Raw genomic sequence first — 25995 nt, 5'->3', positions numbered from 1 at the left:
AAACAGTATGGTTAGCTGTTTCCCTTTTACTTTTTAGGTTTAATATATTGTAATGCATCCTTTGGCTGTCCGTCTACAGTAAATAAGCCAAAATACTTTTGCTGATTTTTACGCCAAGGTAACCTACCAACAACGGCTGTTGGTATTGTTTCAAAATCATACAATGTCCATAATACAAAAGGAATATTCTCTTGTTCTATATACAATTGCATTTCTTTGTAATAAGCAGCTTGGTCATCTATAGAACCTGTGAATAGGTTCCAAAAGCCACTGTAAGACGAGTAGCCGTACTCTTGTAAAACCAAATCTTTACCCTTTGCTTTGTTTTTTAATACAGCAAAGGATTTTAAAAAATCTTTAGGCTCTTTGTAATAATGAAAAGATACAATATCTACTTCTTCAACTAGGTTTTCTGCAGCTTCTGTACTAGACCATCCAATAGTAATATTGGTTTTAGAATCCCACTTTCTTATATTTTTAATCATTTCTTTAAGCCAAGCAATTACTTTTAGTTTTCCTCTAGACTCAAAGTCTAAATCGGGTTCATTTTTAATATCCCAAGCAACCAAAGCAGGATGATTTTTAAGAGCATTTACAATTTGCTCTGCGTGTCTGTGGTTTAATGTCCAGTCTTGTACATCATAATTACCATAAAAGTCAAAAAGAGTAACTATTACATTAAGTTTGTGCCTTTCTGCAATATCTAAAGTTTGCTTTAATTGCATTAACTTTTTAGGGTCTACATTAGCTTTTCCAAAAGCTTCATAAGGAACAAAAATACGAATTGTATTTAGCTGTAACTCTTGTATTAATGCAAAGTCTTTTTCTATTACACTACTGTTGTATGTTTTGCCAAACATATTCCAAGGAGTGTTTTTTGGGTAATAGTTTATACCAGATGTTATGGTTTTGCTTTGCTGTTTTTTTTGTGGTATTAATGTATTGGCAGTGTTTTTTTTATTTATTTCTACCAGGTGTCTAATACGCCAAAAACCATCTTCTAAAAGCATCATTACCTTATAACTGGGTGTGCTGTAAAAATTGCTTACCAAAGTATTATTGCTGTAAACCTCATTGTATTGTTCTGCATTATTATCTGTAAACACTACAAGTTTACCATCTGCACTGTAAAAGTCTACAGTTGGGTTATGTTGTATAGATGTGGTAACTAACGTAATTCCGTTTTTAGCATTTAGTTTAATAATGCTATCTAATTTAGCTCTGGCACTAGTTGTAAAAAAATCATCTACACCATACATATTGTTACTTGCTAAAGCAATGTTGCGCACATTCCAAGCATTTTTATAATCTTCTTCTATAGATTGTAAAGTTTGATCTTCAATTTCTCTGCCTTCATTAGTAGTGTTATGCCAAACTATTTTAGGAGAATATGTTTCTTCAAAATTTTGCTCAATATGTAAAATAGAAGTTCTTTCTGCTCCCGTATTTAAGTAAGATAGCATAGCACTTATGCCAATTAACACCAAACCATTTAAGGCTACAAAAGACAGTAGTAAAAGTGCACGATATATAATTTTATTTATCTTCATTTTAGCATTATTACTTTGTTTTTAATAATTCCGGCAGCTTCAATTTTAATAGTATAACTTCCTTTTTTATAAAAGTTTTCATCAAAATTAAACCTAGCAACACCTTTTAAAGTTGTAGTTTTAATGGTGTTTAATAAAGCACCTTCTTTAGTGTAAATAAATACAGTTACGGTTAATCCGTCTGGTACAAATTGCTGCATAAAACTTTCTATTGGCCCAATAGTAATTGTTCTGTTGTTTGCAGATAAGTGCACTTTATAATCTTTTACTGCAGAGCTAAAATCTACCTTAATAGAGTCGCTTTTTGCCGCTCCTGTAACATAGGCAGTAACAGTCCAAGATTCTTTTTTAGATGGGTGCAATAGTTTTGCTATAGCTACACCGTTTATGGTTGTACCATTTGTTTGTAGCAAGTTGCCTTGGTTATCTTTTACAGTAAAAAGTACCAAAGTACCATCACTAACTACATTACCGTGGTTGTCTTTTATTGTAGATGTTGTAAATGTTATAATTTGGTTGCCATCTGCGTACTTATGGTTTCTGCTGTAATTTATTGTAAAGTTAGATGCGTTATCTGGCAATATTACCGAGGTTAATTCTTTAGATTTTGTACTGTCTACCAAAGATGTAATTAATATGCGTCCCGTTTTTTGTGGAGAAAAAATATTGGTCCAAGCCACCAAATTTTTAACCTTTAAAGTGTCTGTTGTAACCTCTTTTTTAAATTGATGTTTTATAGCCACTTTAGTGCCTGCTGCCAAAGGATTATCAAACCTATCTGTAGGCGCATTTACAAGCATAGAAAAGTCGTTACCGCCAGCAACAATACTTCTTGGTCCTAAATAGGTTTCTAGTTTTGGGTAGTTGTTAGCTTCAGGCATTATCACAACGGTATCTTGCAATTTTATATGGTTGTTTAAAACCAGTAGCCAATGTAAATTACCAACAATTTTAGTGAAATTTTCTGGTACTTTATAGGTTAACTTGTTGTTGCTTTTTATTGGTTTAATTGCGGTTATACCATAAGCATTTTTTAAAACCAAAACCGCATTACTTTGTTTGCTGGCAGTAAACTCTAAAGTAATAGAATCTGCAACGGTATAATTTTTTTTAGCTGTTAATGTAGTAAAAGTTACGTTACTGGTATTTTGTTTTTTGGGTGTTTCTTTTTTGCTGCAGCTAGTGCAGAAAAGAAATAATAATATTATGTATAAGTAATTTTTCAAGCTTTATTTTGGATTACCAATGTAACTATTAACCTCTAGTCTTATAAAATTAAAACCATCTCCTTTTTGTTCTTGTAGCTGCTCTAACATATGGTTGTGGTTCCTGTCCGGAAACATTTTTTTAGCTATTTCTATGTTAGGAGAGCCATTTACAAAACAATTTGTCATATCATCACTAATAACTTTTAAATTGCTAAGGTTTAATAGGTTGTAGTTAAAATGTTGTTTTCTTTGTATACGTACACCTTCAGATAAAAAATTATGATCTACCCAAACTAGTTTTTTATCATTGTCATAATAAGAAATTAATAGCTGAGGTATAGTAACCTCCTGTACGCCAGAGTTAAAAAGGGAGCCGCTCATTGTATTGTTAGTAAAGTTTAACTCTTGCAAAGACAATTTTTTATACAAATCTGTATTGGCAACATTGCCAGCGCACTGTAAATTAAATTTGGTTGGTATTTCTTCTAAATTAATTGGTGTAAACTCATCCGGATTAAATGTTGGCGGCAAAGTATCTTTGGTAGAAGACCAAGCAATACCCTCAAAATTAATTTTAAATGCGGTAATCTCCTTAGGCATTAGCTTGTGTTTTATGTTGTCTTTAGCATTATAGTTAGCCAACTCTTTATTTTTATCATTGTAAAGGGTGCCTTTAATAACAACATCAGACGGTACGTTGTCTACATTTTGTATTTGCCCAATTATACTATACCTGCCATTGTACTTTATTAATTTTGCAGTTAAAATTTCTAAAACGGGTTGTTTTAAAACATCTTCATGGTGTGTTTGCTCTGTGGTTATTTTTCTTCTCCCATGGTTAAAAAATGTAGTAGAATTATCTGTAAACAACTGGTCTGGTGGTAAGTCATTATCTAACTTAGAAACGCTTAAGTACCATTTATTTTTTTTCTTTTTTACAGTGTGATAAAACGTTTTTTCTACTGCATCTAAAGGTGTAATCCACCTTGTGTCTACTTTAACCTTTGCACTGTTTTTTGTTTTGTTTACAAATGAAATGCCAATGGAGTCTAACTTTGCGTATGAACTTAAAATACCATCTGTAACAGAAATTTCTAACATGTACTGAGAAAGGCTAACACCGTCATCTGGATTAATGTATGAAAAAGCCCTTTCAAACTCTTTAAAATCTACAGCATCATAATAAGCAGTTACTACATTTTTAGCAGACAGTTGTGTGCTGTTTTCTACATAAAATAAATATCCGCCGTAGGCTAAACAAACCATAACAATTCCTGCCCAAATATGATTAACGGTTACTAAGCCTCTAGAAAATTTTGTGTACTCTATTCTGTATTTTAAGTAAGATGGTAACGTTAGTTTTTTAGATTTTAGCGTTCTGTACCACACCATTTGAATATTAATAATAAAGGCCAGTAAAATGGTTAAAACAGGAATAGTACTCCACATTATTTTTAAAAATGTAGGTACGTCTTCTTTTGGTATAATTGCAGGTATTGGAGGTACATTTAGTTTCTCCCAAACCATTATGCCGTTTTCTAACTGTTGTAAACGTTGCCAGCCAGAGAAATACAATATGGGATCATAAAACTTATCGTTAGAAAAAATATACTTTAAATTGTATTTTTCTGGTACCGTTAAAAATTGTTGTAAGGATCCAATACCTTCTACGCCTCTAAACTTTGAATTTTCTAAGCGTTCTATAGCTCTAGTGGTAAGCTCTGGTAACCTTCGAGCAGAATGGTAATTGCCATCTACAGTCATTGCTTTTGTTTGCGCAGATAGCCAAGCCATTTGGTCTCCAAAACCAAGAGTTAAGTAACGCCAATGATCATGCTGATCCTGATTTAAAAAGTTTACAATAGGCAGCATTTTAATTTTTGCTGGCTGTGATGGTCTAAAATAGCCCAAGCTCATTGTAAAAATTACCATAAATAATATGCCAACCATAAAAAAACCACCCACAATTCTGTGATATACAGCTCCAAACCTTTTTTGAATGTTGTTTTTTAAATCGCCTTCTATCATCCTATATGCAAACTCACCAAATATTGGTAAGGCCATAATTGTAGCCCAAAGAGTAAAACGGTCTAAGGTTAAAATATTAAAAGCGGTTTCTCCTAATAGTTTTAAAGGAATAGGTGTTGTGCCACCTGTTCCTAAAATAGTTAGCATAGAAAAAGATAGTCCAAAAAATAAGTAGCGCTTGCTGTAAAACCTATAAAAAATATAAGGTAGTATAAATAGTAATATTCCCCACGGAATCATAAAAAAGACCAAGCCAGAAGATAAAACCTCTAAAAAGTTGTCTCTAGAACCATGCGGAATAGGAACCTGAGTTATTGGATTTTTTTTAGAGTTTACCCAGTACGGAAGAATACAAAATATAATGAGCAGTAATGATGAAAAACCAAAAGTTACAATACGCCAAAATAGCTTTTTAAATGCCCAAATAAATGTTTTTAAATGTATTGCTTTAGTGTCTTTTACTTTGTCTTTAGCTGTATCCATTATCACCATACCAATTAACGGAAATATAAAGAATACCATACCAAAAATTGGTGTAACATGATGAGACGTTACTGTTACAGCAATTAAAGATAAGCTTGTAACCAAGTACCTAATTTTACCTTCTTTTATCCACAAATATATTTCTGGTATACTATGCAGTAATATAGATAAGCCCATAATGCTGGGCAGTTGCCCAAATATGTGTAGTGTTTCTATAAATGTTGAAGAAAAAACAGCTAGTAATGCAGTATAACCAGCAACGCGCCTATTAGCGGTTATAAGCAACCCAAATCTATACGCACCAGTTATAAATAATACTATAGCTAAAAGAGCAACGGTAAACATACCAAATTTTAAACCGCCTATGTAAGATAAAAGACCTATTAGTTGGTGTACTAAAGGCGGGTACGCTTGTACTGTAAAACCAGTATACCACCTATAATCCCAAGGCTCAAACCAACTATTAGCGTAATGGTCTGCAAAAAACAGGTGAATTAATGCATCATAAGTATTCTCTAACGTAAAGAAAATACTAGACCCATGGAAAGCAATACCAACAATAAGAGCTAATATTAATAAAATATTGGTTCTCTTCATAAATTTTAACCTGTAAGAATATAAAACAAGATAAAGATAAACATATTGTGGTATTATAAATAATGTATGTTAACTTGCTTACAAAACCACTCGTCTACAGAAAACGGTTATTGACCTTGCTGCTAACTTTTTAGTTATATAACCGTAGTACCTTTGTACCAGAAAGTTATGGTAAAAACTATAACCTTTTCCCCAAAACAAAAAAACCTTAACCTATGAAAATTTTAGCTATTGATGATCAGCAATTAATTTTACTCTCCGTAGAAAAAAAATTAACTGATTTAGGATACCAAGTACAAACAGCTAGTTCTGGAGCAACCGGAATAGAAACTTTTAACTCTTTTAAGCCAGATCTTGTAATAGTAGATATTAATATGCCAGATATGAGCGGTTTAGATGTGGTAAAGCACATTAAAAACAATTCTAGTACGGCAATAATGGTAATGTCTGGTAATACAGATGAAGATATAATTTTAGACGGATTTAATCTTGGTATAGATGACTATATGAAGAAGCCTGTAAGTTTAGAAGAAGTAGCAGCACGTGTTAAGCGTATTGTTGGTGCTCCTACAGAGGCTAAAACCGCTACAAAGGTTGATGGTGCACAAATGCTACAAAAAAATTGTGTAGGTGTTGTTATACCTTGTTATAATGAAGCAGATAGGCTATCTAGTGCAGAGTTTAAAGATTTTGCCCAAAAAAACCTGGGCTACCACTTGTGTTTTGTAAATGATGGTAGTACAGATAATACTTTAGAAGTTTTAGAAGAATTAAGAAAAGAAAGTGAAAATACCATTAGTGTTTATAATTGTAAAAAAAATGGAGGTAAAGCAGAAGCGGTTCGTCAAGGAGTATTGCATTTAGCAAAAGATTCTCAGTTTGACTATATAGGCTATTTAGATGCAGATTTATCTACAGATTTTAGAGATTTTGATGAATTAGTTAAAACCATAGAAAACTCTGAGTATAAAATTGTAAGTGGTTCTAGAATTAGCAGAATGGGAGCAGATATTACTAAAGAATCTGCTCGAAAAATAATAAGTAAAACCATAAACCTTATTATACAAAATATATTAAAAATGCCATTTAAAGATACCCAATGTGGAGCTAAAATAATGGACAGAGAAATAGCAACTACAATGTTTAATAAAAAGTTTATTACACGTTGGTTGTTTGATGTAGAGATCTTTATGCGTATGAAAAAGAAATACGGAAAAGATAATGTGCAGCAGTTAATTTGCGAGCAACCATTAAAAAGGTGGATACACGCAGATGGCTCTAAATTATCTATGAAAGATTCTATTAAAATTGTTGGTCAGTTAGCGCAGATTAAAATGCACTACGGAAATAAAAGTTATGAAGTTTAGGTTAAGGTTCTCTTCTAACTAAAAAAATCCCACATTGTAATGATGTGGGATTTTTAATTAACTAAACTTAGACTTTTTTAATAAAATAAGCCATACATAACAAAGCAAGCTATAACTAACAAAATAGCTTGTACTCTAAAGTTTTTATACCAAACAATACCTTTAAGTTCTTTAGTTTCATCTATCCAAATTTGTTTGGTCCAAGTGTTTTCTGCAACCTTATCTGCTGGTGGTGGTGCAGTAGCTAAACTCACAATTATAGATACTACCAAGCTTATAATTAGCAGAACAGGTGCTAATAGTAAAAAGTGAATATTTATTTCTACGTTTAGCACATACTTTAATGTCATAATTAAGGCAGCAACAGCTAAACCTGCCATTAAGCCGCTAAAAGCGCCCTTAGCATTGGCTCTTTTCCAAAATAAACCTATAAAAAATGTACCTACAATTGGTGGTGCCAAATAAGAAACTATTTCTTGGTAATAGGCTATAAGCGAATCAAAAGTCTGAATATAAGGAGCCCAAATAACAGCAATTACTAATGTTACAACAGCTGTAATTTTACCAACTTTTACCTTTTTAGCGCTACTGGCATTTTTATCTATTTTACTATAAAAATCCATAGTAAATAAAGTAGATACAGAGCTTAATGTGGCACTTAAGGTAGATGTTAAAGCAGATATCATTGCAGATAAAATAATACCAATAAGGCCAACAGGTAATAACTTAACAATAAGCCTTGGATATACTTGGTCTGTATTTATACCGTATTTTTCTTTTAAATCAATTCCACTTATTAATTCATGCGGCAAATTTTCTACTCCAAAAAGGTTTATGCCACGTGCAATTAATCCGGGAACAATAAAAATAAATAATGTAAATAGGTATAAAAAACCTACTAGTAAAACACCTTTTCTTCCATGGTCTATAGATTTTGCAGATAATACACGTTGTACCATAACTTGGTTGTTAGCCCAAAAGTAAAACCCAAGAATAGGAATACCAATCCACATTCCTAACCAGGGTACTGTAGGGTCATCTAAAGGTCTGGTTAATTTTAACCAAACACCATCGTTAAATTTATCTATAAAAGATTCCCAACCACCAATACTACTAATAGCGTAGAACGATAAAATTGAAGAACCAATAATTAACACAGCAGCTTGTATCATATCTGCATTAATTGCAGAAGACAAACCACCAATAATGGTATAACTACCTGCAACAGCTGCCATACCTATAATAATCCAGAAAATTTCTACTTCCGGAAAAATCATTTTTATAATTAAGGCGCCTGTGTATAGGGTAGCAGAGGCATCTAAAAAAACGTTACCAATAATTGTAATAAAAGAAAAGTAAGATCTAGACTTACCATCAAACCTGCGTTCTAAAAATTCCGGCATTGTAAAAATTCCAGATTTTATGTAGAAAGGCAAAAAGAACATGGCAAAAAATACCATTATTAAAACCGATATCCAGTTGTAATTAAACACTGCAATACCGCTAATAAAGCCTTCTCCAGAATGCCCCATTAATGTAGAACTAGATACACTTGCGGCAAATAAAGATAACCCAACCATTGGCCAAGTTAGGTTTCTGCCAGCTAAAAAATAGGCGTCAGAATCTTTACTTTTTCCATTTTTTAAGGCCCACCATACTATAAAAACAATGTACAGTACTAGTACAGTAAGGTCTATATAACTTAAGTTACTCATAATTTAATAATTGTAGGTTGTGTAAAGTAATACGCTTTTTGCAGGAATAGTTATTTGCTTTGAGTCTGATGAAAAACTTAAATTAGTTTGTACTGCTTTAGGAAAGTTATTGCCGTCTACAGGTCTGTTTTTTTCACTGTATATAAACTTTTTAAAGTTTTTATTTTGTAAATTTTTAGTGTCTAGTGTAAAAGTTGCGTTTTTACTACTATTATTTACAATAGAAAACGTAACGTGGTTGTTTGTAGACCAGCCAGATACCATACGTACTTTGTTTAGCTTTAAACCAGTAGTTTTTACAATTTTCATATCTTCTGTAAAGTATCTGGTTATAATAGACCACGTATAAAACCAAGGTCTAATATCTTCTTCTTTAGCATCACCAGTTAGTTCTTTGCCAAGAATATTCCACATTCCCCATTTTTTAAGCTGATTTTTATCTCCGGTGTCACCGTTGGTATGCATAGCATCATCTAACCCCCAAGCAATAACGGCATCAAAACCGCTATTCATAGATTGTATTAGCACATCTGCCATATCTACACCATAGTCATAATCATAAACAGACAATTGACTATCTGGGCTAGCAAACGGGTCTGCCTCATACCTTTTTATGTTTTCATCTACATATTTTTCAAACCCAATTTCGCCTAAAATAAAAGGTTTTTTTGCAACGCTATCAGCAAAAGAAATCATTGCAGAGTATTTTTTTTCAAACTCACCAGAACGTACAAACTCTTTTGTAGGGTAATCATGTACATCATAAGCAGCTAAAACATTGCTTAATTGTAAAACAGACTCCTTTGCCCATTCTGTTCCTGTATATTTAGATTTGTCATTATTAAAAGGTGTAGCATCTGGTCCTATAACGTGTACAGGTGTTTTCAGTTTTTTAGACACTAATGCACTATCTAATTTTTTAACACCAAGTTTCCACTCGTCCCAATTACCATCTATAGAAGACCAATAGCCGTTTGGCTCATTTACTAAGTTGTAATACTTAATACAGCTGTATCCTTTAGTATTTACAAGGTAGTTTAGGTGCTCTGCAATGCTATTTAACCATTTAGGGTCTGTAGCACCAGTAAAGGTATTTTGCATTTTTAAATGTGTGTCATGCACCTTGTACGGTTGTCCCCATTCTCCAAGTATAACTTTAATGTCATTTTTTTGGCAGTAGTCTAGCAGCTTGTATAAAGCGTGCATTTCTTGGTTTTCAAAATTAAGAATTGGGTTGCCATCTTTGTCTATACCCTCTAGGTACCTCCAATTTGCTTGGTCTAGTACACGTACTATTTTGGGTTTCATATAATCTAACCTTTTAAAAACAGTTTCCCATTTTTTATTGGTCATTAATAAGCCCCATTCTGCGTCATCTGCATCTGCGTGTGGATACGCAGACCACTCTACTCCATTGCCAATAAATTCCGAAGAGATAATAGTATTGGCATCAATTGTAACTAACTCTTCCTTTTTTACCGTTTGGCAAAATGCTAACGGCAAAAAAAGGAGAAGTAATAGGTAATTAAATACTTGCTTTTTAAGCATTTTTAAGTTCATTTAATAATTCATCAATATTACATGTTGCAAGACCAACATACCTGTCTGCAGCACCATAATATACGTATAAAGTATCATCAATAATCATATTTCCTGTTGGAAAAACACAACCTTTGTAAAAGCCATCAATTTCATAATCGTGCTCTGGCTCCATGATCCAATTGGTTAGTCTAGATTTTACAATTGTAGGGTCTTCTATATCTAAAAGAGCCGCACCAACACGGTAATAACCTAAGCCGCCATTTTCTACACCATGATATATAATTAACCAGCCATCTTTAGTTTTTAAAGGAGGTGTGCTACCGCCAATTTTTTCTTCCCAGCTATTATTAATACCTGCAAGTAGCAATGTACTTGGCTCTTCCCAAACCATTAAATCGTTAGAAAAACGAATCCATATAGAAGGTTTATCACAGCCATACTCTTCACCAATCCATTCTTTTGGTCTGTGTAACATTGCATATTTCCCGTTTATTTTTTCTGGAAAAATAATAACATCTCTATCGTCTAAATTACTTTGTGTAATTCTTCCTAAGCGTCTGTAATTTTTAAAATCTTTGGTTAAAAGTAAGCCTGAGTTTGCAATGTTGTTTTTTAAAACCAACGGAGCATCAGCATCACAATCTGGTAATAAAATTTGATCATGATCAAAATTCCAATACTGTCCTGGAGGATGAGGTCTGTAGGCATATGTTACATAAAACTCATCTCCAAATTTTACAATTCTAGGATCTTCTACAGCGCCCATATCTGGCCCATCTGTACTTGGACTAAAAACAGGTTGGTTAGAGGTACGAGTAAAGTTTACACCATCTGTACTTGTGGCTAAACCAAAACGTATTTGATGCTCTTTGTCATTACCAGCGGCTCTGTACAGCATAAAAAATGTACCGTTTTCATACCAAACTCCTGGGTTGCAAACAACTAAACTTTCCCAATCGTTTTCTGGATTTGGACTTAAAACTGGGTTGTTTTGGTGTTTTTTAAGACGTAATAATCCTGTTTTTTTTTGTTCTACAGTATTCATACTAATTTTTATTTCCTTATTTGTAAATTATATTGATTGATTTTTTAATTCTACTTTATAGATTACTCCATATTTGTAAATAGTATAAAAGACTCCCCTTCTAGGGTCATATTTACACCATTTGTAAAGTTTAATTCTTTGTTATTTTCTATTGGAGTAGCAAAGCCATTTTCATCTACTTTACCAACAAAAGAGCCATCTGCGTTAGACTTGTAGCTGTATTTATTTGCAGTAATGTTGCCTAAAAAGTCCGATTTTAAATTAAGCTCATACGTACTGTAATGAGAGTTTACAATAGCAATTGTTTGTTTACCATTGTATGTACCTACTACGGCACGTAATCCTTTTTTATTAGGTAGTTCTACGTTATAAATATCACTACCAGCAGGAAAAAAGCGAGTTAATAATGAAACAGGATAAAAGTATGGTCTAATGTCTTCATCACTAACATTGCCAGTGTGTTCTTCGCCTAAAATGTTCCAAAAACCCCAACGTTTTAATTTATCAGACTGGTAATCTCCGTTGTCTGGACTATTGTACATGGCGTCATCCATATTCCAAACTAAAGAGCCAGAGAAGCCTTCTCTCATTGCTTGTATTAAGGCATCTGCCATATCTATGCCGTAAAAAGCTTTGTAAATCATCATATTAGAATCTTCACCAGCATATGGGTCGTTAGCAATAGCTTCTTCGTTTTCTAATTTTAGCTGCGCATCTACCTCTGTGTATTTAAATCCTATTTCTCCTAAAACAATACGCTTGTCTGCCGGAGTTATTTTTTTATATGCGCTAAGCATTTGTGCAAACTCACCATTACGAATTAGTTGTTGTTGTGGGTACACGTGAATGTCATACAAACCTACATTGTCTCCTAAATCTGCCTCAGTTTTTGTTAACCATTCTGTTTGGCTAGCGGTGTTAAAAACGGCTATATCTGGCCCCATTACTTTAATGTCTGCCAAGCTGTAGTTTTTCATTTCTTCTAAATAAGCTAGCTGTACATTTTTCCAAATGTTGTAATCTCCTTTAGTACTAGACCAATCGCCATTAGGCTCATTAATAATATTTATTGTTTTAATGTTGGTATAGCCTTTTTCGTTTACCAAATGATTTAAGAATTTCACAGATTTTTCAATCCAATCCATATCTATAGTGCTAATGTCACCTGTAGAGCTGTGGCCCCATTCACCATACGTAATTTCTATATTGCGTTCTTTGGCATAGTCTAACATTTTAAAAAGCGATAACGTTTTTGTAGTCTCATCATACACACCATCATTATCATAAGACCAACCAGAATTGGTTACAATTCTTAAAAACGGAGGCCTCATAAAATCTATACGCTTAAATAGGGTGTTCCAATCTGCATCACTAAGTGTTTCTGTTCCTAACCAGGTTGGCACCATATCATAACCACCCCATTGTGCACCATTACCAACAAAATTGGTAGAAACAAGTTCTTCTGTAATTAGTACCTCTCTGTTTTTTTCTATAGAAGTAAATGCAGGCTCATCATCATTACAACTTGCGGCAACAAGTAGCATTGGTAATACAGCAGTGAAAATATTTTTTAGTGTCATATTCTATTTCTTTAGTATTGTTGTAGCACCTTAATTTATAGTTAAGGTGATGATCTTTATTTGCTTAAGTTGTACCACATTTTTTTAGACATATGTGCTGTCTCTTCGTAATTGTAGTTTGTGTCTGTCCAATTGTATAATTCAGATAAATACTCTACTTCTGAGGTTATAGCAATTTCAGTTTCAGAATTAATTTCTAGTGTTAAAACAAATACAGTGCCTGCACTATCTGTAATAGTTACTGTGTCTCCTACAAGTTCCCAAGTTCCTGTACCTGTAGGCACTTTTCTAAATCTTGCATTAAATTCTGTTTCTGGCCAAGTAGTGTCATCAGAAACAAAATCTCCGTGCTCGCCATCTGCACCAGCATTGTTTTCAAATGTGCCGTAAGGGTTGTCTCCGTTTTTACCTTCTACAACAAATGAAATTGTATTATCTAGTTCTTTACCTGCACTAGGTAGGTAATTATTTAAAAGTTCAGTTTTTTCCCAGCCCCAGCTTTCCCAGGTAAACATATCACAGTAAACGCCTATTTCGGAAATGTTCCAAGTTCCTGCAATAGACACGTTACTTAAATCAACATCTATTTTTAGTTTAACTGTCCATAAAGTGCTTTCACCAGTTTGTGAAGTAACATTTATTGTAGTGCTATTGTCTGTAGAAAAATTTAAAGTATTACCAACACTTGTGTCTGCTGTAGCTGCATAAGAAATGTTTAGTCCTGTAAGTTCTATAGCAGAAATGTCTGCTCCGTTATCTGCAACAGTAACTGTAATTTCTTTAGCATCTGCATCTATTTGTGTGCCTCCTACTTGGTCTTTAACAGTTAAGCCAGTAATGCTATTACCTGTTTGTAATACACGTTCTTTGGTTAATGTATACCAGGTTAGTTTAGACATATGAGCTAATTCTTCATAACTCCAGTCAGTATCTGTCCAGTTAAAGTTTTCGGCTAAGTAAGGAACTTCAGTTTTTAAATTTACTTCGTTAGTTGCGGTTAGTAACTCTAAATCTAGCTCATGTTCTACTTTGTTTGCATCGGTAATAATTACTTTGTTTCGTTCAAAATCGCGCAGCCAAGTACCTTTACCTGTTGGTATTTTACGAAATCGTGTATTAAAGTTCCATCCTTTGCTAGCATCAGTATAACTACCAAAAGCACCATCATTACCTGCGTTATGCTCATAATTACCAAAAGGGTTTCCTTTAGCATCTGCGCCTTCTACAGTAAAAATAATTTCGTTGTCTAACTCTGGGTTTAATTCTGCTAAGTAACTAAACATACTTTCATTCTTTTCCCAGCCCCAGCTCTCCCAGGTAAACATATCACAATACATACGTACATCACCAATGTACCAAGTGCCTTCTAGGTCAGACTTAAATGGTAGTAATGTAACTTCCCAATTTAGGGTTTCGCCAGCCCCAGCTGTTACAGTAATTGTAGCTGTACCAGAACTTAAATCTAATGTTGTGCCCTTTTCATTTTCAGAAGTTGCACCATATGAAAGCTCAATATTTTTAATTTCTACCTTAGATAAATCTGCTATATTTTCTGTTTTTGCATAAATTTTAATTTTAGCATCATCAAAATTACGTTCTATAATAGCTGTACCTATTTGACCTTCAACTAAAATAGAAACCACGTTGCGTTCTTTTTGCCAATCTGTGCCCTCTACATCTTCTAGAGGATTTTCTGTACAGGCCACAAAAAATAGTGCCAGCACTATAAAATATATGTTATTTAATTTTTTCATTGCGCTTTAGTTTAGTTGATGTTAGGGTTTAAGTCTATTTCACGTTGTGGAATAGGATAAAAAGCAACTGCTTCTGGAGATAAACCAGCGGCATTGGTTACATTGCTTTGTACTGTGTTTGTACGTCTAAGATCCCATAGGCGGTCTCCTTCGTAAGCAAGTTCTCTTTGGCGTTCTTCTACAACTAGTTTTCTAAAGTCTGCCTTAGATAAACCACCAATACTAGCTAGCTCTGTAGCGTTTGCTCTGCTTCTAATTTGATTGTATTGTGCTAAACCATCTGCATTAGCAGTAGCTTCTGCATAAACCAATTGTATGTCTGAGTAACGAATTAAGTATGGTCTTGTACTTGTTTTATCGCCTTCAAATAAAGGATCTACGTATTTTCTTGTAAACGGATAAATTACAGTACCATCTGCAACAGAACCTACAGCAACACCATCTTGGTTGTATATTTCAGAAACAAACAAATCTGTTTTACGTTTGTCTTCAGCTTCATAAGAAGTAAATAATTTATCTGTAGTCTGAAAAACGCTCCACCCGTCATGTGTTGGAGAAAAAGTGCCATTTGTATTTTTTAGATAAACTGTTGCACCATCTATATAAGGAATAAAGTATTTAGATAATTTAGAGTAATCTCCTTCTTCTGTGCCAGACCTATCTAACGATAATATAAAAATATGTTCAGGTCCGTTAGGAGAGTCAACATTATAAATATTTTGTAGATCAGTATCGTGACTATATTCTCCTTGGTTGTTTAGAACCATACCTGCATACTCTGCGGCTTTAGCATATAAATTGTCTACACTTTCTGTAATAGTATTGTACTTAGGAACACCACTTTCTTTAGCAGAAGCAGCAAATAAGTACACTTTAGAAAGCAGTGCTTGTGCAGCAACTTTATCTGCACGACCAGTAACTCTGTTTACCTCTAAATTGTCTATTGCTCTAGTTAAATCGTCTATTAAAAAGGTGTAAACTTCTTGCATATCTGCAGGCAGTGTAGCTGTGGTTTCATCTAACTTATCTATTAGAGATTTTTGTAAAGGGGCCAAACCAAAGGCTTTTACAGCGTTAAAGTGGTTGTAAGCTCTTAAAAACAAAGCTTCTCCTAAAATGCGTTTTTCATCTTCTGGGTTAAAGCCTTTGCCTTCTATATTTTCTATAACCGCATTGGCACGGTTTACAGCAATATATATAGATCTGTAATACTGTGTTAGTAATTGGTTTTGAGCTGTTACCTCCCAATTTACAAATGCCTGTGCATCTGCACCTTCATCTGCTTTAACAATGCAGTTGTCTGACGCTAATTCTGTAAAGTAATACGTAACAGGAGCGTAACTCACTAATGTTAGTGCATCATAAGCATATAAAATAGACGCCTCTGCATCTTCAATAGTCTTGTAAAAGTTTTCATCAGAATAAAAACCAGTAGGCTCTACGTCTAAACCTTCGCAAGAAGTACCACCTACTACAAGAGTAAGTGCCACTATTAATTTTTTAAATTGCTTCATTTTCAATTCGTTTATTATTGTAAATGTTTTCATTTTTAACTGAATTTAAAAGGTTAACTCTACACCTAAAGTCCAGTTTCTTAACTTAGGGTAACCACCCCAATAAATACCGTCTCCACCTAATTCTGGGTCATAACCATTAAAATCTGTTATGGTGAATAGGTTGGTTCCGTTCATAAAAATTCTACCTTTTTTAAACCAAGCAGTGTTTAAGTTTTTTATGTTATAGCCAATAGAAACGTTTTGTAAGCGTACAAAGCTTCCTTTTTCTATAAACCAGTCAGACATATAAAGTGTGCGTCCGTCTCTTAAGCTTGGGTAGTTGTTTGTAGTGTTGTCTTGCGTCCAGCGTAATGGTATGTTTCCTGGCTCACTAAATGCTTTTGTGTTAAAAATATCTTGACCAAAACTACCGTTAAAGAATAAAGAAAAATCAAAGTTTTTGTAACGGCCATTAAGGTTTAAACTAGCTGTAAAATCTGGATTAGGATTACCAATTATAGTACGGTCATTTTCATCTATAACACCATCTTCATTTAAGTCTACATATTTAAACTCTCCTGGTTGCGCTAAGTTGCCTTGTAAACCTGCTGCTAAGCCTTCGGCCTCAGACTGTATAATGCCATCTACTTTATAACCATAAAATACATTTATTGGTTGCCCAACAGCTAGTATGTTTGGTATAGCACGGAAAGCTTCTACTTGGCTGCCTGAAAACTCATATTTAATACCAGTTAAAGCATCAGTATTTAAACCAGAAGAAACAGCATTACCAAGACTAACAACTTTGTTTTTGTTTCTAGAGAAAATAAACATACCGTTTAAGCCCCAGTCTTCTTTGTTAACCATAGTACCATCTAATGTAACCTCTACACCTTGGTTTTCTATTTCGCCATCATTAACCCACATTTTATCATAAGAAGAAGAAGGGGAAAGCAAACGCTCGCGTAATAAGTCTGACGTATGTTTTTTGTAGTAATCTGCAGTAACTTTTAATCTGTTATTAAAAAAGGCAAAATCTGCACCAATGTTAAATTGCTCTGTAGTTTCCCATTTTAAATCTGGATTAGGAATACCTCCCCACGTTTTTTTACCACTTTGACTATCTTGCCCAACTACATAACCAGGGCCAATTGTTGTTTGCCAACGGCCATTAACATAGTATTGGTCTTGTCCGTACCTACTATTAATTAAGTAAGGAGAAATACCTTGGTTACCAGATATACCATAACTAGCACGTAGTTTAAGTTCATCAAAAACATTTAAATTACGTATAAAATCTTCTTTATGCATTTTCCAACCTAAGGCTCCAGAGGGGAACATAGCCCATTGGTTGTTTTCTCCAAATTTAGATGAGCCGTCTGTACGCATCGTAAAAGTTACCAAATACTTGTCGTCATAAGAATAATTTAAACGCCCAAGACCAGAGTACATAACGGTTTCAGAAAGGCTATTGGCAACAGATTGCTTTTCTGGGTTACCAGCAGCAAGGTTACCATTGCCTAAAGATTCATTTAAAAAATCATACGCTTTTAGGTCAGATGTTCTGGCCTCATACCCTTGGTAAGAGAAACCACCCATTGCAGTAAAGTTGTGTATGTTATTAAATGTATTGTTGTAGGTTAAAAAAGTTTCTGCAACGGTTTCACTACTTTCCCAATTGTTAATACCACCAGAACCATTATTAAAGGTGCCGTCTTCTGTATAAATTTTTGGGTTGTAGTAATCTGTAATAGAACGCCCAAATTTATGGTTTACTTGGGTTTTAAGTTTTAAATTTTTAGTAAAATCTACCTCAATAAAAGCAGAGCCAATAAAGTCTAAAAATTTGTTTTTATTGGTTCTGTTTTCTGTTAATGCAATAGGGTGAGAGTAGTCTTGAGAACCTGCTAAAAAGTAATCGTTAATAGGATTGCCATCTTCATAAATAGGAAAAATAGGGTTACGCCAGTAGGCTAAATCACCATTGTTATTTTGGTTTCCTTTAGAGTAAATAATGTTACCACCAATGGTAACCTTATCATCATAAATTTTATGAATTACATTTAAGTTAATGTTTAGTTTTTCATAATCATCATTAATATAAACACCCTCATTGGTATAATATGTTGTACTTAGGCTAAACTGTGTACGGTCTGTTTGGCTACGTACAGCAACATTTGTGTTGTTAGATACGGGGTCACGAAAAACAATATCATCCCAACGTGTATTGTAAGCCCAATTGCCATTTTTAAGTTCATTAACAGAAGGGTAGTAAACGCCATTTGCATCTTTAGCACCAATGTAAATAGGGGTAAAACCACCATTAATTCTGCTTTCGTTACTTAATTCTGCCATTAAAACAGGATCTCTCCACAGGTTTAAATCAGACGTAAAACTAGCATATGTATTTTGCTGAGACACGGTAACCTCTGTGGTATGTTTGGCACCTTTTTTAGTTGTAATCATAATTACACCATTTGCACCTCTAGAGCCATAAATTGCAGCAGCAGAAGCATCTTTAAGTACTTCCATAGAGGCAATATCTTGTGGCGATATTTGTTTTAAATCTCCGGCATATCCAATAGGGAAACCGTCTACAACCACAAGCGGGTCATTACCACCACGTAAAGAGCTACCACCTCTAATTCTTATAACTGCGCCAGCACCAGGGTTGTCTGATGGTGTAGTTACTTGCACACCGGCAACTTGCCCTTGTAATAAACCGTCTATAGAGTTGGCAGGTTTAGATGGTATGTTGTCCATTTCTACAGAAGTAACAGACCCGGTAAGGTCGCTCTTTTTTACAGAGCCATAACCAACAACTACCACCTCAGATAATTGTTCTAAATCTTCAACTAACTGTACGTTTACAATGTTGTTTTCTGGTATCGAAATCGTTTTAGTAATAAAGCCAATGTAAGATATTACAAGTACATCTTTAGGACTATCAACTTCAATAGCAAAGTTTCCGTCAAAATCTGTAGTGGTTCCGTTTGTGCTAGAACCCTGCTCCATAATGGTAACACCAAGTAGAGGAACACCGTCGTTAGATTTTACTGTTCCGGTTACCTTAATTTGTGCAGCTCCAGTAAAGCCTATAATTAAGAAAACAATAAAAATCATACTTTTTTGAAACTCATATTTCATTAGTTCATGAATTTTTTAGTTAGTAATTAAGTTGTTTACAAAAGAATAACATATCATTAACATTAATTTTGTAAATGATGTTAAATAGTGATACTTATATGAATTTTGGATTGTATTATTGATATTTTAATTCATATTTTTTGTGTTTAACAGTTATTTTTTAAGTTATTTTTATTTAATTTGATAAAAATGTAGTCGTTTATTTACATTTTTATATAATTGACACCTTGTTTTTTATAAATTTGATTTGATACTATTATGAATAAAGAAGCGCGTATTTTAAGAGAATTAGTGCCTATTTCTGAAGATGATTTTTTCATTGTCCTTAATCATCATTCTGCTAAGTTTGATTTTCCTGTGCATTTTCATCCAGAATTAGAACTTAATTTAGTGCTAAACTCGTCAGGCAAAAGAATTATTGGAGACTCTATACAAGAGTATGTAGCTAATGATTTGGTTTTGGTTGGCTCTAACACACCACATGCATGGACGGGTGAAGACCAAAACACAAATGCTCATGTGGTAACCGTACAGTTTCATGAAAAGTTTTTATCAGAATTAGCATTAAACAGAAAGTTAATGTTGCCTATAAGAGATTTAATAGAAAAATCTAAAAGAGGTATTTTATTTTCTAAAGAAACAATAGCAGTTTTAAAACCAAAAATATTACGTTTATCAGAATCTCAGGATTTTGATTCCTTGCTTAATTTTTTATCTATTTTGTATGATTTGTCTATTGCACGCAATACAAAAATGTTGGCATCTCACTCTTATGTAGACCATTATACAATACATAAAAGCAGAAGAATAGAAAAAGTGAACAATTATATTAAAGAAAATCTGCATCAAAAAATACCTTTAAAAGATGTGGCAAGTTTGGTAAATATGTCTGAGTCTGCATTTAGCCATTTTTTTAAAAAAAGTACAAATTCATCATTCTCTGACTATGTTAGTGATTTGCGCTTGGGGCACGCAGCAAGGTTACTTATAGAGACAGAACGCTCTATAAACGAAATTTGTTTTGATAGTGGGTTTAACAACATATCTAACTTTAATAGAACCTTTAAGCGTAAAATGGGGTATACACCAAGCTATTTTAGAGACCAACAGAAGTTAATAACTAAGCATTAGTTTTTAAATCCCTCTCTTATTTTTTTATAAGCAATTTGTAATTGAGCATCTACCGTTTTTAGAGAAATTTGTAAGTGCTCTGCAATTTCTTTATATTTTAAATTCTCTTGTTTGCTGAGCTTTAAAATCTCCTGACATCTAGGGGGTAATGAATTTACAAGAGACATAAGTTTTTTTGTTCTAAAGTCATCATCCTTTTCGGTTAAACATTCTTGTAAGGCTAATACCTTAAACTCATTTATAAAAGTGTTGTGTTTTTTCTTTTTTCTATATTGGCTTATATAATTATTATAGGCTATTTTGTATAAATAACTTTTAGAAGATACGTTTTTTTTAAGTTTTTTTCTTTCTTCCCATAATGTTATAAAAGCCTGTTGCACGATATCTTCCGCATCCTTACTATCATTGGTGAAAGTTGTAATATATGCTAACAAGGGTTTGTGGTAACGCTTAAAAAATATTTTAAAAGCATTACTATCACCATTGTAGATTGCATTTGCTAGCGATATATCATTCATAAATTATTGTAGAAATAGTATATTTTCAGTGAATATAAACTAAAGATGAAAAAAAAAATAAATTTTTGTTAGGGGATTATTAAGTTTTTCCCGTATTGCCAATATAAAGCTAATATTTAAAGCGTTTTGATAGAACTAGTACAAAAATTTATAGATAACACAATTTCTGAAGAAGAACTAATTACACTTAAAGATTGGTTAGTTGTCCCAGAAAATAAGACTTTAATGGAAGAGTACATTAAAGACGACTATAATTTAAACTACTCTTTTCTTGAACCAGATACAGCTGCGTCATTTGTTAAAATTCAACAACAGATAAATAACAATAAGCCAGCAAAACGTATTTGGCCAGTTGTTTTTAAATATGCAGCGGTTATTATCTTATTAGTTGGTTTTGTATATGGAATATACATGTCAGGATTTTTAAACATAGATAATAAATTAGAAAACCAAATAACATTAGAACTCCCTGATGGAACCATAAAGCCTATAAATGTAGGTAAGAAAGTTTTTTTTAAGATTAATGAAAGTAATACGCAAGTAAAACAAGAGTATACCAAATTGGTATACGACCAGAAAGAAGATGAAAACAAAAAGCTTGTTTATAATAAGCTAGTGGTTCCCTATGGTGAGCGTTTTCAAATACAATTGTCAGACGGTACAATAGTATTTTTAAATGCCGGTAGTTCTTTAAGATATCCAGTAGCTTTTAATAAGCCAAATAACCGAAAAGTATATTTACAAGGGGAGGCTTATTTTGATGTAGCTAAAAATAAAAAAAAACCATTTTTTGTTGAAACAGAAAAAGTTAATGTGACTGTATTAGGGACAAAGTTTAATGTTTCTACTTATGCTAATGAAAATAATAATTCTGTTGTATTGCAAGAAGGTAGTGTTAGGGTTATAAGTAATAATGTAGTAGATAATGATTCTCTAACAATAGTGCCAGGAGAACGAGTTAAACTCGTTAATAATAAGTTTATAGCAGAAAAAGTAAATGTTAATAAGCATATAGCTTGGATAGACGGTAGCTTACTTTTTATAAATGATGAGTTTAAAAATATTATTCTAGAATTAGAAAGACACTATAATGTTAAGATTAATAATACTAATGATGCGCTAAATAATATTAGGTATACGGCTTCTTTTAAAAAAGGGGAAACTTTAGAGAGTATATTAGAATTATTTACAGAGAATACAAATTTTGAATTTAAAATAGAAAATAAAGTAGTAACTCTAAAATAAAATAGAAATGAAATAGAAAATGAAAGAAAAACGGGAAATGCGCCAACATTCCCCGAATTTTTAAAAATGTTGATTAAATAAGCTGAATCACCAACCTAAAATCACGTAAAAATATGAAAAAAAACAATGAAAGAGCACTCAAAATTTGGGTGTTTATGAAGTTAGATTTAAAGATGAAACTCTCCTTTTTACTTTTTATTACTGTAATGTTTCAAATGCTTGCTAGTGAAGGCTACTCGCAAAAGACTAAAGTGACACTAGAATTATATAATGTTAACCTTTTTGAGGTGTTACAGGATATAGAGTCAAAAACAGATTTAAGTTTCTTTTTCAAGAACACAGATGTTAACTTAAACAGTAAGGTTTCTATAAACGTAAAAGATAAAAGAATAGAGTCAACCTTAGAGGATTTATTTAAAGGAACGGGAACTACTTTTAAAATAAAGAAAAATCAAATAATCTTAAAACACAATTCTAGAAAGTCAAATTTAGAAAAAGAAAAGTTAGAAATTGTATCACAGCAGTTTGAAGTAAAAGGTAAGATTGTTGATGAAAATGGCATCCCCTTGTTAGGAGCTACGGTAGTAGTTAAGGGAACCGGTAGAGGTGTTTCTGCAAATAAAGATGGTAAGTATACTATTGTAGCAAACAATGGTAATGATGTACTGGTTTTCTCTTACATTGGTTTTCAGAATTCTGAGATATTAATAAATAACAAATCCATAATAAATGTAACATTAAAGGAGTCTATTGAAAAAATGGAAGAAGTGGTTCTTGTGGGCTATGGAAAAGTAAAAAAGGAAAATTTAACAGGCTCCGTATCTACTATAGATGTAAAAGATATAGCAAACCAAGCACCTACTGTAAATATAGACAATGCTTTACAAGGGCAAGTTGCTGGTGTTTATGTGTCTAGTTCTACAGGGCAACCAGGAGCAGCTGCAAGAATTAGAATTAGAGGTACTACTTCGTTATTGGGTTCTAATCAGCCTTTATTTGTAATAGATGGTATCCCTGTTGTGCCAAATAGCAATATACCAATAGGAGGCACAGAAGGAGGTAATTTGGGTAATGAGTTAGCACAAGAGGGGTTAAGTACACCTATAGGAAATATAAATACATCAGATATAGAATCTATTAGTATTTTGAAAGATGCATCTGCAGCTGCAATTTATGGCTCTAGAGCTGCAAATGGAGTAATCATTATAAATACAAAACAAGGTGTATACTCTGGTAAAACAAAATTTGATGCTAGTGTGTCTTTTAGTAGTCAAAATGCACAAACATTAGATGTTTTAAACGCTGCTCAATTTAAGGATGTTTGGACACAGGCAGTTACAAATGGTTCTAGAAATGATGCTTTTGCTCGTAGTGTTTTAGATGGCTCATACTTTGGGGATGCAGATACAGATTGGGAAAAAGAAGTTGGTCCAGGAATACCTTTAGCAACTGCATATAACTTAAATGTGTATGGAGGATCCAAAACTACTAGGTATAGTGCATCCTTAGGTGTAAATACTCAAGAAGGTGTTTATGATAATACTGGATTTGATAAGTACACCTTTAACACAAATTTAGATACAAAAATAAATGATCGTTGGTCATTTGGCACTAAGTTAAATGTGTCCTCAACAGATCAAGAATCTGTAGATGGAGGTCTAACTCAATTAATATACAATTTTAGACCAGATTTAACTGTTTTTGATGAGGGTGGTAACTACTCCTTTTCTAGTCAGTTTAATTCAGAGAATCCGGTAGCACGGTCTAACGGTACTAACAGTAATGTAACACTACTCGTGTTAGGTTCAATTTATACACAAATAAAGTTGGCGAAAGGATTAAAATTAAAATCTCTTTTTTCTTTAAACTACAATAACGGAAACCAAAAAAGTTTCTATCCTGCGTACACATTTACTGGTGGTTGGGGAAGATTAACTGGAGATGGAGACGGTTATGCTCAAGAGAGTAGGAGTAGGTTTACTAATACACTTTGGCAAAATACATTAACCTATGAAGGTTTTTTTGGTAAACATAATATAAACTCCGTTGTAGGAGTATCTTTTGAGAAAAATAAGTCCTCTAATACTAAAGGTTGGGGGGAAGGCTTTTTTAATGATGTACTAACTAATATTAATAGCGCAACGGTATTTACAGACGCTTCATCTTTTGAATCTGGTTCTGGCTTAGAATCTTATTTTGGAAGAGTAAATTATGATTATGATAATAAGTATTTATTAACGTTGTCTGCCAGGGTAGATGGTTCATCTAAGTTTGCAAAAGATAACCAATATGCATTTTTCCCAGCAGCAGCATTAGCATGGAGAATATCAGGAGAACCTTTCTTGAGAAATAATAAGTTTATCGATGAATTAAAAATTAGAGCCAGTTTAGGTAAAACTGGTCAGCAAGATTTTGGAGATTATGCTTGGAGAACATTGTATGAAACTGAAGATTATGGACCAGACCCATCAATAATATTAACACAGTTAGGTAATGATAAATTGAAATGGGAAACAACAGATCAATTTGATTTAGGATTAGATTTTTCTTTATTCAATTCTCGTTTATCAGGTACATTAGGTTACTATACAAAAGAAACTAAAGATGCCTTGTTTACAGCTATTACACCCGGTAATACAGGAGTAAATAGAGTAATTGCAAATATTGGTAACACTAAAAATGAAGGCTATGAATTAGAGTTAAAAGCAAGTATAATTAGAAAAAAAGATTTTGCTTGGAATGTGTCATTTAACATCAGTAAAAACGATAATACTTTAACTAAGATATCTGATGATTTTAAAGATGATGATGGATTTTTAACAGGCTTTCCAGGAGGAGGTAGACTTAGAGAAGGGAGTCCAATTGGACTTATTTATGGCTATGTAGCAGATGGTCTTTTTCAAGAACAATCAGAAATTGATAATCTAAATGAAGGGTCAGAAACAGGCGTCTATCAAAATTCATTAACGGCTCCAGGAGATATAAAGTTTTTAGACATAAATGGGCCTGATGGTGTTCCAGATGGTAGAATAACAAATCTAGATCAACGTGTAATTGGAGATACACAACCAGATTTCTTTGGGGGTATAAATAATACTTTTACATATAAAGGTTTTTCTTTGTCTACATTTTTTACCTACTCTATTGGAAATGATTTAGATGCATTTGGTTTAGCAAGAGGAACAAACTTCGCCAGCACATTTATTGGAGAAAATAAAATTAACACTGTGCTAAACGCTTGGTCTCCAGAAAATACAGATACAGATATTCCTAGGGCAGTATATTTTGATCCAAACAATAATGATAGAGTCTCTACCCATTATGTTTATGATGCATCTTATTTAAGATTAAAAACAGTTAATCTAAGTTATAATTTCTCTAAACAACTAATAAACCAATTAAAAGGAATAGACCGCGTATCAGTTTATGTAACAGGGCAGAATTTGTTTACAGTTACAGATTACCCTGGAGCAGATCCAGAGGCTTCAAACTTGTATAATAATGACATTAGTGCAGGTAGAGACAACAATCGTTTTCCTATATCTAAAGTATTTACTACAGGTATTAAAATTGGATTTTAAAAAAAAAT

15 protein-coding genes are annotated in these 25995 nt (G+C 33.1%); 4 read left to right on the top strand and 11 right to left on the bottom strand.

The annotated features are described in order from the left end of the window. Positions 1–26 precede the first annotated feature (26 nt). The 3 genes from KLA_RS10605 to KLA_RS10595 are packed head-to-tail and all read right to left on the bottom strand — an operon-like array spanning position 27 to position 5866. Positions 27–1550 carry a glycoside hydrolase family 2 TIM barrel-domain containing protein gene (locus tag KLA_RS10605; protein WP_034645744.1) on the bottom strand — a complete coding sequence of 508 codons (1524 nt, stop codon included), beginning with the start codon at positions 1548–1550 and terminating at the stop codon, positions 27–29. Further along, positions 1547–2776 carry an Ig-like domain-containing protein gene (locus KLA_RS10600; RefSeq protein ID WP_034645742.1) on the bottom strand — a complete coding sequence of 410 codons (1230 nt, stop codon included), beginning with the start codon at positions 2774–2776 and terminating at the stop codon, positions 1547–1549. The genes KLA_RS10605 and KLA_RS10600 overlap by 4 nt, the downstream gene beginning before the upstream one ends. Before the next feature lie 3 nt (positions 2777–2779). Next, entirely contained in the window at positions 2780–5866 is a 3087-nt protein-coding gene (locus KLA_RS10595; protein WP_034645740.1) for a membrane protein, read from the bottom strand. Positions 5867–6081: 215 nt separating this feature from the next. On the opposite strand from KLA_RS10595, the gene KLA_RS10590 reads away from it, so the two are divergent. Continuing rightward, positions 6082–7233: a response regulator gene (locus KLA_RS10590; RefSeq protein WP_013620803.1), complete on the top strand. Its 1152-nt coding sequence runs from the start codon at positions 6082–6084 to the stop codon at positions 7231–7233. Between the two features lie 77 nt (positions 7234–7310). Here KLA_RS10590 and KLA_RS10585 read toward each other — a convergent pair whose 3' ends face one another. The 7 genes from KLA_RS10585 to KLA_RS10555 all read right to left on the bottom strand — a co-directional run bounded on the left by KLA_RS10585 (position 7311) and on the right by KLA_RS10555 (position 19512). Continuing rightward, complete coding sequence (locus KLA_RS10585) at positions 7311–8948, bottom strand: sodium:solute symporter (RefSeq protein WP_013620802.1); 1638 nt, start codon at positions 8946–8948, stop codon at positions 7311–7313. A gap of 3 nt (positions 8949–8951) precedes the next feature. Beyond that, positions 8952–10496 (bottom strand): hypothetical protein, encoded by a 1545-nt coding sequence (locus KLA_RS10580; RefSeq protein WP_034645818.1) that lies wholly within the window; start codon positions 10494–10496, stop codon positions 8952–8954. After that, on the bottom strand, positions 10489–11535 hold the full coding sequence (locus KLA_RS10575) for a glycosidase (protein WP_034645738.1): 1047 nt from the start codon (positions 11533–11535) through the stop codon (positions 10489–10491). Before KLA_RS10575 ends, KLA_RS10580 begins: the two co-directional genes overlap by 8 nt. A 62-nt stretch (positions 11536–11597) precedes the next feature. Next, on the bottom strand, positions 11598–13115 hold the full coding sequence (locus KLA_RS10570) for a hypothetical protein (protein WP_013620799.1): 1518 nt from the start codon (positions 13113–13115) through the stop codon (positions 11598–11600). A 56-nt stretch (positions 13116–13171) separates the two neighbouring features. Continuing rightward, entirely contained in the window at positions 13172–14869 is a 1698-nt protein-coding gene (locus KLA_RS10565; RefSeq protein WP_034645736.1) for a hypothetical protein, read from the bottom strand. An 11-nt stretch (positions 14870–14880) separates the two neighbouring features. Beyond that, complete coding sequence (locus KLA_RS10560) at positions 14881–16416, bottom strand: RagB/SusD family nutrient uptake outer membrane protein (RefSeq protein ID WP_235183540.1); 1536 nt, start codon at positions 16414–16416, stop codon at positions 14881–14883. Positions 16417–16428: 12 nt separating this feature from the next. Next, complete coding sequence (locus KLA_RS10555; protein ID WP_034645733.1) at positions 16429–19512, bottom strand: SusC/RagA family TonB-linked outer membrane protein; 3084 nt, start codon at positions 19510–19512, stop codon at positions 16429–16431. A gap of 258 nt (positions 19513–19770) precedes the next feature. Here KLA_RS10555 and KLA_RS10550 point away from each other — a divergent pair, with 258 nt between their 5' ends. Further along, the gene (locus KLA_RS10550) at positions 19771–20643 is read left to right on the top strand and encodes an AraC family transcriptional regulator (protein WP_034645732.1); all 873 of its coding nucleotides are present in this window, start codon (positions 19771–19773) and stop codon (positions 20641–20643) included. Here KLA_RS10550 and KLA_RS10545 read toward each other — a convergent pair. Further along, positions 20640–21161 (bottom strand): RNA polymerase sigma factor, encoded by a 522-nt coding sequence (locus KLA_RS10545; protein WP_013620794.1) that lies wholly within the window; start codon positions 21159–21161, stop codon positions 20640–20642. The two genes, KLA_RS10550 and KLA_RS10545, sit on opposite strands and share 4 nt — an antisense overlap. Before the next feature lie 126 nt (positions 21162–21287). Here KLA_RS10545 and KLA_RS17615 point away from each other — a divergent pair, with 126 nt between their 5' ends. Both KLA_RS17615 and KLA_RS10535 read left to right on the top strand, forming a co-directional pair. After that, entirely contained in the window at positions 21288–22406 is a 1119-nt protein-coding gene (locus KLA_RS17615; RefSeq protein WP_051456090.1) for a FecR family protein, read from the top strand. Between the two features lie 155 nt (positions 22407–22561). Beyond that, a complete protein-coding gene (locus KLA_RS10535; RefSeq protein ID WP_235183535.1) occupies positions 22562–25987 on the top strand; it encodes a TonB-dependent receptor in 3426 nt (1141 codons plus the stop codon). Positions 25988–25995 lie beyond the last annotated feature (8 nt).

Origin of the sequence: Cellulophaga geojensis KL-A, assembly GCF_000568425.1 — a bacterium.
GTDB lineage: Bacteria > Bacteroidota > Bacteroidia > Flavobacteriales > Flavobacteriaceae > Cellulophaga > Cellulophaga lytica.
This window is presented reverse-complemented; position numbering and strand designations above follow the sequence as displayed.